The sequence below is a fragment of the Nitrospirota bacterium genome (assembly GCA_004296885.1).
Classification (GTDB): domain Bacteria; phylum Nitrospirota; class Nitrospiria; order Nitrospirales; family Nitrospiraceae; genus SYGV01.
Window position 1 is genome coordinate 65,434 of sequence record SCVN01000016.1, and the last position, 12,871, is coordinate 78,304.

The 12,871-nt window shown below is 60.3% G+C and carries 16 protein-coding genes, 2 tRNA genes and 2 pseudogenes; 13 read left to right on the forward strand and 7 right to left on the reverse strand.

What is annotated here, in order from left to right:
- Position 1: 1 nt before the first annotated feature.
- The 3 genes from EPO61_09190 to EPO61_09200 all read right to left on the reverse strand — a co-directional run bounded on the left by EPO61_09190 (position 2) and on the right by EPO61_09200 (position 1,848).
- Entirely contained in the window at positions 2–301 is a 300-nt protein-coding gene (locus EPO61_09190) for a lipid A biosynthesis protein (protein ID TAJ08578.1), read from the reverse strand.
- A 72-nt stretch (positions 302–373) separates the two neighbouring features.
- Positions 374–1,132: a glycosyltransferase gene (locus EPO61_09195; GenBank protein TAJ08277.1), complete on the reverse strand. Its 759-nt coding sequence runs from the start codon at positions 1,130–1,132 to the stop codon at positions 374–376.
- A 122-nt stretch (positions 1,133–1,254) separates the two neighbouring features.
- A complete protein-coding gene (locus EPO61_09200; protein ID TAJ08278.1) occupies positions 1,255–1,848 on the reverse strand; it encodes a hypothetical protein in 594 nt (197 codons plus the stop codon).
- A 166-nt stretch (positions 1,849–2,014) separates the two neighbouring features.
- Between EPO61_09200 and EPO61_09205 the strand changes: the two genes are divergently transcribed.
- Positions 2,015–3,451: a class I SAM-dependent methyltransferase gene (locus EPO61_09205; protein TAJ08279.1), complete on the forward strand. Its 1,437-nt coding sequence runs from the start codon at positions 2,015–2,017 to the stop codon at positions 3,449–3,451.
- A 180-nt stretch (positions 3,452–3,631) separates the two neighbouring features.
- A pseudogene (gene tatA / locus EPO61_09210) lies at positions 3,632–3,790 on the forward strand (twin-arginine translocase TatA/TatE family subunit).
- A gap of 10 nt (positions 3,791–3,800) precedes the next feature.
- Here the strand turns inward: tatA and EPO61_09215 are convergent.
- Positions 3,801–3,878: pseudogene (locus EPO61_09215) on the reverse strand (twin-arginine translocase TatA/TatE family subunit).
- Between the two features lie 97 nt (positions 3,879–3,975).
- Between EPO61_09215 and EPO61_09220 the strand changes: the two are divergent.
- The 5 genes from EPO61_09220 (at position 3,976) to EPO61_09240 (ending at position 8,184) form a co-directional block, all read left to right on the forward strand.
- The gene (locus EPO61_09220) at positions 3,976–4,275 is read left to right on the forward strand and encodes a twin-arginine translocase TatA/TatE family subunit (GenBank protein TAJ08280.1); all 300 of its coding nucleotides are present in this window, start codon (positions 3,976–3,978) and stop codon (positions 4,273–4,275) included.
- A gap of 330 nt (positions 4,276–4,605) precedes the next feature.
- On the forward strand, positions 4,606–6,423 hold the full coding sequence (locus EPO61_09225; protein ID TAJ08281.1) for a hypothetical protein: 1,818 nt from the start codon (positions 4,606–4,608) through the stop codon (positions 6,421–6,423).
- Between the two features lie 111 nt (positions 6,424–6,534).
- Positions 6,535–6,966 (forward strand): hypothetical protein, encoded by a 432-nt coding sequence (locus tag EPO61_09230; GenBank protein ID TAJ08282.1) that lies wholly within the window; start codon positions 6,535–6,537, stop codon positions 6,964–6,966.
- 114 nt (positions 6,967–7,080) lie between these two features.
- Complete coding sequence (locus tag EPO61_09235) at positions 7,081–7,875, forward strand: cyclase family protein (protein TAJ08283.1); 795 nt, start codon at positions 7,081–7,083, stop codon at positions 7,873–7,875.
- 72 nt (positions 7,876–7,947) lie between these two features.
- A complete protein-coding gene (locus tag EPO61_09240; protein ID TAJ08284.1) occupies positions 7,948–8,184 on the forward strand; it encodes an allantoinase in 237 nt (78 codons plus the stop codon).
- A 33-nt stretch (positions 8,185–8,217) separates the two neighbouring features.
- Here the strand turns inward: EPO61_09240 and EPO61_09245 are convergent, their stop codons facing one another.
- Complete coding sequence (locus EPO61_09245; protein TAJ08285.1) at positions 8,218–8,430, reverse strand: hypothetical protein; 213 nt, start codon at positions 8,428–8,430, stop codon at positions 8,218–8,220.
- A gap of 286 nt (positions 8,431–8,716) precedes the next feature.
- On the opposite strand from EPO61_09245, the gene EPO61_09250 reads away from it, so the two are divergent.
- Positions 8,717–8,989, forward strand: a complete 273-nt coding sequence (locus EPO61_09250) for a hypothetical protein (GenBank protein ID TAJ08286.1) — start codon at positions 8,717–8,719, stop codon at positions 8,987–8,989.
- Between the two features lie 109 nt (positions 8,990–9,098).
- Here EPO61_09250 and EPO61_09255 read toward each other — a convergent pair whose 3' ends face one another.
- Entirely contained in the window at positions 9,099–9,386 is a 288-nt protein-coding gene (locus tag EPO61_09255) for an HU family DNA-binding protein (protein ID TAJ08287.1), read from the reverse strand.
- 310 nt (positions 9,387–9,696) lie between these two features.
- Here EPO61_09255 and EPO61_09260 point away from each other — a divergent pair, with 310 nt between their 5' ends.
- From EPO61_09260 to EPO61_09275, 4 genes are all read left to right on the forward strand, one after another.
- The gene (locus EPO61_09260) at positions 9,697–10,284 is read left to right on the forward strand and encodes a hypothetical protein (GenBank protein TAJ08288.1); all 588 of its coding nucleotides are present in this window, start codon (positions 9,697–9,699) and stop codon (positions 10,282–10,284) included.
- A complete protein-coding gene (locus EPO61_09265) occupies positions 10,281–10,907 on the forward strand; it encodes a hypothetical protein (protein TAJ08289.1) in 627 nt (208 codons plus the stop codon). The genes EPO61_09260 and EPO61_09265 overlap by 4 nt, the downstream gene beginning before the upstream one ends.
- Before the next feature lie 55 nt (positions 10,908–10,962).
- A tRNA-Arg gene (locus EPO61_09270) sits at positions 10,963–11,038 on the forward strand.
- Positions 11,039–11,106: 68 nt separating this feature from the next.
- A tRNA-Lys gene (locus EPO61_09275) sits at positions 11,107–11,182 on the forward strand.
- 65 nt (positions 11,183–11,247) lie between these two features.
- Here the strand turns inward: EPO61_09275 and EPO61_09280 are convergent.
- Positions 11,248–11,721, reverse strand: coding sequence for an EVE domain-containing protein (locus EPO61_09280; GenBank protein ID TAJ08290.1), 474 nt, complete (start codon positions 11,719–11,721; stop codon positions 11,248–11,250).
- A 147-nt stretch (positions 11,722–11,868) separates the two neighbouring features.
- On the opposite strand from EPO61_09280, the gene EPO61_09285 reads away from it, so the two are divergent.
- Positions 11,869–12,681: a YdcF family protein gene (locus EPO61_09285; GenBank protein ID TAJ08291.1), complete on the forward strand. Its 813-nt coding sequence runs from the start codon at positions 11,869–11,871 to the stop codon at positions 12,679–12,681.
- Positions 12,682–12,871 lie beyond the last annotated feature (190 nt).

A 12,871-nucleotide genomic window follows, 5' to 3' on the forward strand; every position in this document is an offset into this window, starting at 1 on the left:
GTCACCCGTTGGAGTCCGGAGCCGCAGGGGAGGCCGGTTCTTGGTGAGGATTGCGGCGAATCAGTATCAGGTTGCGGATGTAGACGAAGGCCCCGACGCTCTGTCCCGCGATGAACACCGGGTCTTCCCGGTAGATGGCGTAGGCCAGGGTAATCAGTCCACCGATCAGGCTCATGTGCCAGAAGGCGACGGGTACATGGCTCCGTGCACTGCGCTCGGAGGCGAACCACTGGACGACCCAGCGCATAAAGAAAACCGTTTGGCCGAAGAATCCGATGCCCAGCCAGATTTTTTCCGTCATGCTCATGGGCAATACGTCAGGCGTGAAACGTGAAGTGTGAAGTGTTGGGGCCGTCAATTCGGTGCCGACGGCTCATGTGCGATCCCCATGCGTCGCCTGCCGATCACGAAGCCGGTATCGCAGGCACCGGCGCTGCATCCAGCGCACGGCGAGGAGATCGTAGAGGCTTTTGAACAGCCGGTTGCCGATCCCATACTTGGATTGTCCATGCGCGCGCGGCAAGTGGCGCACCGGGATTTCCGTGACGGTGAACCCTTGCATCTGCGCCAGGGCGGGGAAGAAGCGGTGCATGCCCTCGAAGAGCGGCATCCGCTCGACCACCCGCCGCCGGAAGACTTTCAGGGAGCAGCCGGTATCGTGGATCCGGTCGCCGGTTACCGTGCTCCGGGCCAGAAACGCGATGCGCGAGGAGAGCTTCCGGACGAGGTTGTCATGCCGGTCCTTGCGCCAGCCGCAGACGAGATCGTACCGGGCCGCCAGCGGCAGCAGCTTCGGAATATCCGCCGGATCGAACTGGAGGTCTCCGTCCATCGTCACGATCAACTCGCCGGCTGCGTGGCGGAAGCCCGCATCGAAGGCCGCGGTCTGCCCGTAATTGCGATCGAAGTGCAGGACGGCGACCTCCGGGTGCTGTGCCGCCAGGGTGTCCAGGAAGGCGCTGCTGCCGTCCGTGCTGCCGTCGTCCACATACAGGATTTCAAAAGGCGCTCTGCGTGACTCGTCCTGCCCGGCCAGGACCTTGAGCAACTGCTCGGTGAGCGTGGGCAGGTTGTCCCGTTCATCCTTGATGGGAATGACGACGGACACCCAGGGGCGGGGCTGCTCTGTCATGTCGGTGTGGGGTGCTCCTTGCTGGGTCGGCTGATCGCAGGGTCAGGAGCGCATTGTAACGAATCCCCTCCCGAGGGTCAAACGAATCCCGCCGTGAGCGGCTCTGCGCCGCCGGATGCGGATTAATTCGGCTGGCCGGGCGGTATGCCGGTAGGTCCCGTTCCGGCCCGGGCCACGGTGAAGCGCATGGTGCCGATCAGGCTGATCTCGGTGGCTTCCCAACCGATGTGAATCTCGACTTTGTACTTGCCGGGCCTCCAGCGGTCCGCGGGTGGGAAGAGCTTGAGGTAGCCGCTCTCATCTTCGAGCGCCAGGTACATGGAGTCTTTGGTAACCGGTGTCTTGGGGTCCAAGCCGTCTACCTGTTCGGGATAGCAGATGCCGATGACCTGGTAGGACTGGTAGTGGGGGAAGACGGTGAAGACGATGAAGACGGACGGGGCCTCGGGTCGAAAAACGTCTGTCGGGCTGACGGGGACAATTTCATGTGTCCGGCGGAAGCCAATCTCCTCTTCGTATCCCTCCGAGGTCTGGATCGAACGGAAAACTCCTTGTGGCGGGGCGTCGAAGTTGTACGAGGGCTGGTCCGCCTTGTTTTGAAATTCTTGAATCGGCACGTCGCGCGTGAGGGGGATCTCTTCGGCTGGAGCCGGCACGGGCCACGGCAGGACCAGCGCGGCCGCGCCGGCCAGGAGCATGCGAGAGAAGACCGTCATCCTCCATTGATACACAGGCGGTTACCTGGCTGTCAACGGAGGCAAGCAGCGGCTTGTCGCGGTTTGGCGGTTTGGTCGCCATGGGGGGCGGTTGCGGGGGGATGGGGGTTTTGCTAGAATCCACCCCCTTCGCGCAATAGGCTGGTTTGGCAAGGCAAGGATTGTTATGCCCACGACGTTCTCCAAGAATCCCGATTCCCTCCCTCAACTCATCGGCGAATTTGAGCCGCTGGATGAATGGCAGGCCCACATCAGTCAGATCTTTTACGGTCTCCGTGCCGGGCGCATCCGCGACTACTATCAGACCTTTGCCAGCGCAGACTATCGCCTGGCCCACGCGCTGGCGGCGGACTATTACGAACGGGTTCAGAAGCGGGACAAGCAACAGGCTGGCCAAACAGGTCAGGCGCTAGGTGCGCCGTTGGTGGTTCACGAATGGGGCTGCGGGAACGGGAACCTGGCTGCCTGCTTCCTCAGTCACCTCCGGAAGCTGGATCAAGCGGGAACCGTCTATCCGCGCGTCCGCTACGTGCTGGTCGACGATCAATCCAGCGTGCTGGACGCGGCCAGAAACCACCCGGACCTGGCCGGCCATCAGGATCGGCTGGAGGTCCTCTGCGCCGATGCCGGAGACCTGGCATCGGTCAAGGACCGGACGGTGGATCGCATCATCTGCAACGAGCTGTGGAATGAGTTGCCGACGAAACTGATGCTTCGGAATGCGAGCGAGGTGGAGGAGGAATATCTACGCCCCAATCTGAGCGAGGCCAAGCACGAGGAGATTCAGGACTGGCCCGGGTTCGTCCAGGCCTTCGAGGCGAAGGACAGCCAGGCGCTCAGCCGGTTCCCTCCATTCCTGGAGGATATCGTCTGGGAAAAAGAGTACCGCAAGGCCGAGTGGAAAGCGGTGCCCTATCGGAAGACGATCACGGAGTTCCTCAAGAAAATCGACGAGCAGGTTTTGGTTCCGGTAAATTTGGGCGCCTTCGCCACGGTCAAGGAAGCGAAGCGGGTGCTTGCCGACGGGGCCATCGGATTCAGCAGCTTCGACGCGGGGACGGAAGACCTGACCGTGCTCAACGATCCGGACAAGCCCTGCTACGGTCAGTTTGGCGGGCAGTACAGCTTTATGGTCAATTTCGCCCTCGTGGAAGCGGTGTCCAGGCATCTTGGCATGGCCACGGTGACCCTTGAATCCCAGCGGGAGTTTGTGGGGCGGAACCTGGGCACGAATGTGCTGAGTTTGATGGATTTACTCGCTGCTTTTCCCAGGGCCGACCGGTTGGCACCGTGGGAGCAGGACCGGCTGATCATCAAAACGATTCTGCTCCTAAATCAGCGATACCAGAGTCCCTATGGGCGGCCCATGGAGTTTGCGTTGCGGCAGGATATGCCGGCGGCGGAGCGGGCGGAGCTCGAAGGCATGCTGGGCTCGTTGAAGCGGGATGGCATCCCCGACACAGTGGCTTACGTGAGCGAGGAGGAAGTGACGGGAGTGCTTGGAGAGCTGGAAACCTTGGGCTATGACCCGCATATGGTGCAGGCGGCTCTGCGTGTCCACCCACAATCTGTGGACTATTTGCACCTCTACTTAAACTATTAGCGGTGTCCTTGCAGGACCCAGCGAAATTTTCAAAGGAATTCCTTGACTTGATATGGAAATTTTTGTAGCCTGGCGCGGTTTCTCGTGCTAGGCTCCTCCTCCGTCAATCGGGAAGAGGGCGGTTTCATGAGGGAAAGAGCTTTGTTCGCCCTGTTTTCATAGGGCGCGAAAAGAGGAAACATGTTCGGTTCGTTCGGTTGGATGGAACTTGTACTGATCTTGATCATCGTCCTCATTATCTTTGGGGCCGGTAAGATTCCCCAGTTGGGGGAAGGGCTGGGCAAGGCGATCAAGGGGTTCAAGAAGTCCGTCCATGAACCGGACCCAGTGGACGTGACAGCGGTTCCGGCGGCGCCGGAGCAAGCGGCGCCGGTGCCGCAGTTGGCGCCGGCGGGGCAGGCGGCCCAGCCGGTGCTGCAATCGACGCCAGCGCAACCGGAGCCGACCAGGCAAGGCTGAGAGCCTCTGAACCCTCCCTTCGCCCCCGGGGGAGAGGGTGGGCGCGGAGAGCAAGGATATGCACGATGTTCGGGCTGGGAGCAGGAGAGGTGCTGATCATTCTGGTCATTGCCTTTCTTTTGTTCGGTCCCAAGCAGCTTCCTGAAATCGGACGGCAGGTCGGCAAGGCGGTCAAGGGATTCAAAGAGACGGCGGACGATCTCCGGAAGTCGGTGGAGCCGGAAGTCAACCTGATTCAGCAGGAAGTCAAGATGGTGGAACAGGACCTGCAGGCCTCGATGAAAGAAGCGGAAGAAGAGATCGAACGAGTGACGAACAAACCGGAACAAGGTGTCGATAGCCAACCGTCGTCCACCAATAGCTAGAGATGCAGGACTCGGCCCGAACGGGCGACCGTTTAATTCTTTAATTCTGAACGCTGTCGAAAGGGGGTGACGGAGCAGAGCAGATTCTTCGGGCAAGGGGCGCAGTATTGCGAACGGAAGTGGCGCGCCTCGTTGAAAGGTTCAACGCCTGTGGCACAACAGGCAGATACCGAAGCGTACAAGCTTTCGCGGGCATGGACAGAGCGATAGTTCTTGCGATTGTCGCAGCGACACGGTAAAAGTGAGCGCGACGTCCAGCAGGGAGGAGGAAGCAGCAGTGGCAAGGGAGAGCCGCCGTTGCTGTGAAGCCCAACTCACAGGAGGAACGTTATGAACCGCATCAGTTCGTTGAAAGGGTGGCTGGGCCGCCCGATTGCGTTGACGGTGGCCGTTTTGGCCGCCGGTCTGCAGTTGCTCGCATCTCCGGCCTTCGCCGGGTACGAGTTGCCGCCGGGCGAGCGCATCACTAACTTGCCCCCGATCCCGCGAGCGATCCCGCAGAAGGAAGCCTACGAGAACTACGATCCGGTCATCGGTCGGAACTTCGACCTGAAGAACCTCTGGCTGCGCGCCGACTTGCGCGTCAGGCCTGAGTGGCGGTCCGGCGTCTGCTTCGGCGGCGGCGCGCCGGTGGGCGGGGCCTGTAACACGTTTTCGAACGCAAACTCGACGGGGTCTGCCGTCGGCGGCAAGAATCTGAACGGGACCAACCAGGCCTCCCGGGCGAACGCGGGTAGGAATGCCAGCGACTTCTACGTCCAACAGTGGGCGCGGCTGGGTATCGGTTACGACCTCTCGCCGGACGTGAACTTCTACATGGAAATCATCGACAGCGCGACCTGGGGCGGCAACGGCAACCCCAATAACGCGGGGAATTCCGGCGATGCGCTGAACCACAATTGCGGCGTCGGTGTCACGGGCGGGCAAGCCAATTGCGGACTGGGCGTCCGGGCTGCCTACATGCTGATCCGGAACCTGGGCGATGTCCAGGGTCTGAGCATGAAGGCGGGCCGCCAGTACATCATTTTCGGCAACCACTCTCTGTTCGGCCACTTCGACTGGGCCAATACCGGCTATTCGCATGACGGTATCATGCTCCAGTACAGCACCAAGAGCTTCGATTCCTACTTGGGCTGGTTCGTGACTGCGGAGACGGATATTGCTCAGGGTGCGCCGGTAGGGAGTCTCGGTGCCAATGTTGCCGGATGCTCGAGCGCCGGCGGTTCCCCAACTTCTGTTGCGGCCCCGACAACGGCCAACTGCTCCGCGACGCAGCGGGCCGGCTCGGACGGCTTCGCCGACGCGAACATGTTCATCTTCTACAACCAGATCAAATCGGTCCCAGGGTTTCTGATCGAACCCTACTACTTCCTGTACATCAACAATATGAATGGCAATGTAAACGCCGCCCAGGGTCTTGGAACCGCCAAGCACTCGAATCAGATCCGGCACAACTTCGGCAACCGGATTGAAATGCGGAAAGGGAATTGGGATCTGATCAACGAAACCGACTGGCAGACAGGCCGGATGGACAGCGGCTTGTTCTCGGATAACAACCAGCGCCGGCTGACCATCAATGCCTGGGCGACTCGTAACTGGATCGGCTATACCAATTACGACAGCAAGTGGAAACCGCGTTACGCGGTCGGGTTTGACTATGCCTCCGGCGACGGAAACGCGAACTGTGCCACCGGTACGGGCTCCACAAACGGTGGGCCGACGGCCACGACCGGGATGCGTTGTTCGACCGCCAACACGTTCGAGAACATGTACCCGACGAACCACATCCACATGGGCTACATGGACGTGATCGCCTGGAAGAACATGATGAGCCCGCAGTTCAACTATCAGGCGCGGCCGACGGAACGGGACCACATCGAGTTCTGGTACAGCCACCTGCGTTTGGCGAACGCCAAGGACAACTGGTACCGTGGCGCGCAGGGCGTCTATGTCTGGTCGCGGACGGACAACAAGGCGACCCATATCGGTGATGAGTTCGACTTCACCTGGACGCGTATGTTCGCGGACGGGAAGGTGGCGTTCCAGACGACCTTCAGCCACCTCTTTGCCGGTGAATATATCGCTCAGAACTTAGGCACGGGCGGCGCCCAGGATTGGGCCTATGCCCAGCTCTGGATGAACTTCTAAGTGACCGCGCCTATCGGCATGAGAGGTATCGGGGCTGATGGACAGGAGTGCTGCTCTTGTCCTGGCCCCGAGGCCTCGAATTCGACTATGCTAAGAGAAAGGAGACGAACCATGAAGAAGTTCATGCTGCTGGCCCTGAGCGGGGTCGCGCTGGCCATGCTGAGCCAGCCTCCAGTGGCCAAGGCTCAGGTCAGCGATGCGTTGTCGAAGACCGCTCAAGCGGTTAAAGAACTGACGGATTTCCCGGCCCAAGGTAAGCGGACGACGGTGGATGTAACCGCTCGCGGCGGCGCGGACGTGGGGCAGATGGGCAAGGCAGCAGGCCTGTATCAGGAGGCCCTGGCTTCGGCCAAGTCTGGGAGCGCCGATGCCAAGGCGATCCACCAGCTGGAAATGGCCTATGGCTATGCCAAGACCCGCCAGCACAAGGAAGCCCGTTTGTCCGGTGAGGGGGCCCTGTTCTATCTCTGCAAGCAGAACAACGGCGATCCGAAGGAAACCTGCGACACGGTTCCCAAGTTCGGGAGCTACGTCGCACCGTAACCGAGACTCGCTCTCAGCTACGGCACTGTGAAAAGATCCCCGCCTGGGTTCATGCCCAGGCGGGGATTTTTTATCCGGCCTGTGCCTGGTGAACGTCTAACTGGAGCATTGACCATGCGGAAGTGCGATGGCTTCTTCCGGCTGACGGCCTTGTGGGCGGTTTTCGTGGCCGGTCTGCTGGTGGCTTGTACACCGGCTCGGACGGGGCTGTTGGTTGATCTGACCTATCCCTTCGGTCAGGACACGATTTACTGGCCCCATAACAAACCCTTCCAGTGGGAACGGACCGATTGGGGAATGACTTCCGGCGGGTACTGGTATGCCTCCGCGACATTTTCGGCGTCGGAACATGGAGGCACTCATCTGGATGCCCCCATTCATTTTGGTCGGGGGCGTCGCACGGTGGACCAGATTCCACTCGAACAGCTGACCGGGCCAGCGATTGTAGTGGATGTTCGGCCCCGCTGCGAGGAGCAGCCGGACTTCGAGTTGACCGTTGAGGATCTCCAGGCCTGGGAGTCCCGGTACGGGCGAATCCCAGACGGGGCCATCGTCCTGATGTTTTCCGGCTGGGGGCAACGGTGGCCGGACCGGCAGCGGTATCTGGGAAGCCAGACCTCGGACGATCCCCTGACCCTTCATTTCCCTGGATTTTCACGTGAAGCGGCCACGTTCCTGGTTGCGCAGCGGGCCGTTCGTGGGCTGGGCATCGATACGGCGAGCATCGATCCGGGGCGTTCGCGGGATTTTCCCGTGCACCGAGTGCTGGGGGAGGCCGATGTCTATGCCCTGGAGAACGTGGCCTCGCTCGAGCGGCTGCCACCTCGCGGCGCAACCCTCTGGGCCTTGCCGATCAAGATCAACGGAGGAACCGGCAGCCCGGTGCGCATTGTGGCCCAAGTTCCCTAATCAGCCGGTCCCCTTCCCGGCTGGTCGGTTCATGATCCGGCGGCAGGGGATGGTTGCGTCGAGGAGTGAGACATGACGGAACGAAAGCGGCATCTGAAGCTGGTGCAGCCCCAGTACACCCTCTGCTACGGGATGCGGTTGGACCGGGGGGCGGCGCCTGAGCTGGTCCATCCCCATGTGCCCGTGATGTTGCCGGATGGCTCGCGCGACACGATGGCCCTGCATGTCATCAACGGGTCGGTCGGGGAGATCAAGGCGCGGTTGCTGCAAAGTGTGGACGCGTTCTTTGAGATCTACGGAGAGTCCTGAGGGAAGCCGGGCCCAGGCTTGCGCGAGGCCTGGTCAGGTTCGGCCGCCATCCGCGACATCGGGAGGCTCCGGGTAGAGTCGCTGAAGCCGCTTGAGCAACGGCAGCGCTTCTGGGGTGCTGGACCTGGAGGGCTCGCTGGGCGGATGGTCCCAGGTCAGGCGCGTGATCCCGGCCTCGCCCAGCACGCCGCGGATCGTCGCGACCATCGCCTCGAGCGTCACGTCCGTGCCCGTCCGAAGATCCAAGACACGGTCCTCAGGCCGAGCGGGCGGCGGCCCGTCGTTGACGAGCGCCCAGCAGCGGTCGAAGATCCGGTCCGGGTCGGCTCCGGTACGTTGAGGGACGGCAGGCCCGAGGTGCAGAGGGCAATGACCATCAGGACGAACTGGAGATCGGGCATGCCCGGATCATGGACGTTGAGCGATTGCATAAGCAGGTCCTTTATCAGACTGAGACAGGGGAGTCAACAAGAGGCGCATTCCGGCGGCCGACTCGAATCGCGAGGCGCTTGCCGGCCATGAGGTGGACTGTATGGTGACCATCATGCTAATGGGACAACTCCAGACGACGGAGGGTGAACGGGATGTCGCCTGCCAGCTTCCCGAGCCGATGACCGTGCGCCAATTGATCCAGCGGCAGGGCGAGACCATGGAGCCGGTGCTCACCCTGATGAAGCAGAAGAAGCTTCTGGTGACCGTCAACAAGCGGATTGCCAGCGAGGATACGAGGATTCAGGACGGGGATGCGATCAAGCTGGTCGCACACGATGGCATGGGGGGCAGCGGCCTGGCCCCGACCTTCTAGCCTTGTGCCGCCCGCGTCTTGGTGGGGGGGGGGATGAGAAAGGGCCGGTCCCTTGCGGGACCGGCCCTTTTAATGAACAACGCCTCAGTGGGAAGGTGAGGCGACGAGATTACCGCTTCCCGAGGATGGCATCCTTCGCAGCCTTGGCCACGCGGAACTTCACCACGCGCTTGGCCGGGATCTTGATCGCCTCGCCGGTTTGGGGATTGCGTCCCATCCGAGCCTTTCGGTTTGCCAACACCAGCTTGCCGATTCCCGGCAGTGCGAAGGTGTTCTTCGCTTCCTTATAGGCCAGGGCCGCCAAATCATCCAGGAGCTGCGCCGCAGCCTTCTTGGTGATGCCGGCTTTTCCCGCCACGTGATCGGCAATCTGGGACTTGGTCATCGCTTTTGCCATACGGACCTCCTCAACATGTCATGAAAGGTGAACTGCTGACAGCCTGTATCCAAAATTGGTTGGGCCCACGGTGACTGGGGGTACGCCTCTCTTTACAGAGGGGACAACGCATCAGCCAGCTCCGTCAGATCGGAGGTGAGTGTAGCGAAAGCTCCCTAACGTGTCAACCACAAAAAGTGAAATATGACTAGGCAGCCAGCGGTGTTTCTCGGTCTCGACTTGAACCCTGGCCGGGCAGTGTGTAAAGTAAGGGGCTGCGATTGCGGGCAAGAGTCGGTTCAATTCAGGGGGGCGGGCAGTACGTCATCAGATGGGAAAAGAGCTGCCAATCATTTCGTCCGGTGCGCAGCCGTCTCAACCGGAGGCGGCCGAGGCGGTCGTCTACTCGCGCGTATTCTGTACGAGGGAGAACTCGCCTCCCCTGCGTCTCCTCCTGGATTTCCTCAAGTCCAAAGGACAGGTTCCCTTGGTGCCCAAGATGGACCAAGAGGCGCTCGATGATTGGGCCTGGGTCCAAATCGGGATCGGGTATCACCGCGAACGCAAGCCTATCCAGCTCTTTTGCCTGAGAGATCGCGGGAGTTACCAGGATGCGTTCGAACAGGAACGGAAGGATTTTCTTGAACGCCTGTCGATTTACGACGACGTCGAGGCCCAATTGGTCCGCGAATTCGTGGCGCGAGCCCGGTTTATCGCTACGACCCGGTTCGTCCAAGCCGATATGACCGACGAGGGCTATGACTTCAATGGCTGGATCCTGGAGTTTTTTCAGGAAAACTGCAATGGTATCGTATATATAGATGGGCAAGGCTTCTTTTCGCCCAAGGGCGACCTCATCGTTGACATGCAGGATACCAGTTCCGACGTAGACGCGCTGCCAGACAACAAGCAGCCATGACTGCCCTTGCAGACGGGCCCCGCCGTTTCATGGTTCGCTGCGACCAATGGTTCGAACGTGCGCGGGCTTCGCTCCTGGGCAACTTGCCCTGCCGGCGAGGCTGCAGCCGGTGCTGCATCGGTCCTTTTGCCATCACTAGGCTTGACGTGGCTTCCTTGCAACGGGGGCTGACTTCGCTGGCGCCGTCGGTCCGTCTGGCCATTGAGGTAAGCGCGCGTAGTCAGGTGGAGGCTTTCGAGGCAGTCTTCCCCCGCCTCAAAGCGGATACAGCGCTTGATCGGTGGAGCGACCACGAGGTGGACGAGTTGGTGGAACGATTCCAGGACCTGCCGTGTCCGGCTCTGTCCGAGGACGGCAGCTGTCGCGTCTACTCGTTTCGGCCGGTGACCTGCCGGATGATGGGGATTCCTGTTGAAGCCGATGGCCTGGTGGCTGGCGCCTGCGCAGTTCAAACGGCTGTGCCCGTCCAGCGGGTTCCGCTGATATTGCGACAGGAAGAACAGCGGCTGGCGGAGCAAGAGAGGGCAGAGCTTGAGGTCTGCCTTGGAGCAACCCCTGGGCTTGGGGAGGAAGTGCTTCTTCCGTACGGTTTTCTGCCGGACCGCAATCCCCTCACGCGGTAATCTAGACAGGCTTGCAAGCGGTGTGATAATGTCACGGTCACCTCGCTGAACGGATGCGCCTGTAGCTCAGCGGATAGAGCACTAGCCTCCGGAGCTAGGGGCCACAGGTTCAAATCCTGTCAGGCGCACCATCCAATGAGCACAAGCTTATTGATCCGTGAGAAAGAGGTAGGACTCGTTTCAATAAAACAAATCCGGTGGGCCGTTAGCTCAGTTGGTAGAGCAGCTGACTCTTAATCAGCGGGCCGTAGGTTCGACCCCTACACGGCCCACCAAAAAATGCCCTTCCCGGTGATGTGCCGAGGAGGGCATTTTGTTTCAGGGAAGAGGGGGCCTGAGGCTATTCCTTGGCCAGCCTCAGGATCAGAGCCCACTCGGCTGCTTGTACCGGTTGGACCGACAGCCGGGACCCCTTCCGCAGGAGTTCCATCCTTTTGAGGCCAGGCTCCTGTCTGAGCCGCTCCAACGACAAGGGTCTGGTCAGGATCTTGACCAGCCGGATATCCACCATGTCCCACAGGGGCTTCTCCAGCTTGCTCTTGGGGTCGTAGTGGCGGTGCTGCTGGTCGAAGGCGGTGGGATCGGGATAGGCCTCGCGCACCACTTCCGCGATGCCGACGATCGCCGGCGGATCGGCATTGCTATGGTAAAAGAACACCTGGTCTCCTGCCTTCATCGCCCGCATGTAATTACGGGCTTGATAATTGCGCACCCCGTCCCAGCAAGTCTTGCGACCCGGGGCCTTGCGCAGATCGTCAATTGAAAAAGCGCCGGGCTCGGATTTCATCAGCCAATACGGGCGATTTGGTGACATCATCCCTCCTTGTTCCGCCGGCCAGGCCTAGGCGGGATCCCTGTCTCGTCGTTGGCTCGTCGGACCCCGTGTCTTGTTTGATCCATGTCTTGAGGGTATGCTCTCCCTGCCGACACGCAAGGTTGTTCCCTCGATCCAAGAGGAAACATGATGGACATGTCGCCGTTTCTGTTCGGTCTCTACAAGCTGGCGAAGTACGGGCTGTACCCGCTGACCTGGATATTACTCATTCTTGGTCTGTTGATTCCACTGACATGGCTTCAGCCCTCGCCACGAAGGCTCCGCTGGAGGCATTCTCTTGCGATCGCCGCATTTCTTATCCTGTATATATTGGGCGCACCGTTTGTGGCAAATCGGCTGGTGGGGCTGATTGAAGAGCAAGCTCCACCGTTTGACCTCACTACGTCAAAGCGATTTGACGCCATTGTGGTGCTTGGAGGCGGAGTGGCCAGCAAAGGCACATTACGGCCAACCAATGAACTTTCCCCTTCCAGCATGCAACGGACAATGTGCGGAGCCGATCTTTACGCCAAAGGATTTGCGCCGCGTATCATCTTTGCCGGAGGTGATGCGAGCATTTTTGGCGAGGGCGCTCAAGAAGGAGTGGAAATGCAAGGGTTAGCGCTTCGGCTCGGCATACCTGAAGAAGTTACGGTTGTCGAAGGTCGTTCGCGCACGACTTACGAGAACGCTGTCGCAACCAAACAGATCGTGGGCGCAGGCGCAGTCCTGATGGTTACATCCGCTTATCACGTACCGCGAGCCATCGGCTTGTTCCGCAAACAAGGCGTAGATGCCACCCCTTACCCCTGTACCTACATCGCTCGGGACCGGATCGAAGCCGGATGGAATGGTGATCTCTTAGACCTGATTCCAGAGGTCGAATCCTTGCGCAGAAGCACTGTGGCCATCAATGAGCTGGTCGGAACTCTGATCTACCGCATCAGCGGAAAGATCTGATCCATCGCTCCACAAACTGGTTACGGCTGCGCCTCGATGATCCGGTAAATGGCTCTCTGTAATCCGAGGCTATACAGTTCTCCATTCATATCCTGCCCGAAGGAAAAATCCTGCTGCCGGTCGAGAGCAGGACGCTCCATGTGCCATAGCAAGAGAAACAGTGTCTTAAAGATCTGAGGAATTGTCTGTG

What these genes read in the sequence shown, in the direction of transcription:
- EPO61_09190 (TAJ08578.1), bottom strand. Translation starts at nt 301, where the DNA reads ATGACGGAAAAAATCTGGCTGGGCATCGGATTCTTCGGCCAAACGGTT.
- EPO61_09195 (TAJ08277.1), bottom strand. Translation starts at nt 1,132, where the DNA reads ATGACAGAGCAGCCCCGCCCCTGGGTGTCCGTCGTCATTCCCATCAAG.
- EPO61_09200 (TAJ08278.1), bottom strand. Translation starts at nt 1,848, where the DNA reads ATGACGGTCTTCTCTCGCATGCTCCTGGCCGGCGCGGCCGCGCTGGTC.
- EPO61_09205 (TAJ08279.1), top strand. Translation starts at nt 2,015, where the DNA reads ATGCCCACGACGTTCTCCAAGAATCCCGATTCCCTCCCTCAACTCATC.
- EPO61_09220 (TAJ08280.1), top strand. Translation starts at nt 3,976, where the DNA reads ATGTTCGGGCTGGGAGCAGGAGAGGTGCTGATCATTCTGGTCATTGCC.
- EPO61_09225 (TAJ08281.1), top strand. Translation starts at nt 4,606, where the DNA reads ATGAACCGCATCAGTTCGTTGAAAGGGTGGCTGGGCCGCCCGATTGCG.
- EPO61_09230 (TAJ08282.1), top strand. Translation starts at nt 6,535, where the DNA reads ATGAAGAAGTTCATGCTGCTGGCCCTGAGCGGGGTCGCGCTGGCCATG.
- EPO61_09235 (TAJ08283.1), top strand. Translation starts at nt 7,081, where the DNA reads ATGCGGAAGTGCGATGGCTTCTTCCGGCTGACGGCCTTGTGGGCGGTT.
- EPO61_09240 (TAJ08284.1), top strand. Translation starts at nt 7,948, where the DNA reads ATGACGGAACGAAAGCGGCATCTGAAGCTGGTGCAGCCCCAGTACACC.
- EPO61_09250 (TAJ08286.1), top strand. Translation starts at nt 8,717, where the DNA reads ATGGTGACCATCATGCTAATGGGACAACTCCAGACGACGGAGGGTGAA.
- EPO61_09255 (TAJ08287.1), bottom strand. Translation starts at nt 9,386, where the DNA reads ATGGCAAAAGCGATGACCAAGTCCCAGATTGCCGATCACGTGGCGGGA.
- EPO61_09260 (TAJ08288.1), top strand. Translation starts at nt 9,697, where the DNA reads ATGGGAAAAGAGCTGCCAATCATTTCGTCCGGTGCGCAGCCGTCTCAA.
- EPO61_09265 (TAJ08289.1), top strand. Translation starts at nt 10,281, where the DNA reads ATGACTGCCCTTGCAGACGGGCCCCGCCGTTTCATGGTTCGCTGCGAC.
- EPO61_09280 (TAJ08290.1), bottom strand. Translation starts at nt 11,721, where the DNA reads ATGTCACCAAATCGCCCGTATTGGCTGATGAAATCCGAGCCCGGCGCT.
- EPO61_09285 (TAJ08291.1), top strand. Translation starts at nt 11,869, where the DNA reads ATGATGGACATGTCGCCGTTTCTGTTCGGTCTCTACAAGCTGGCGAAG.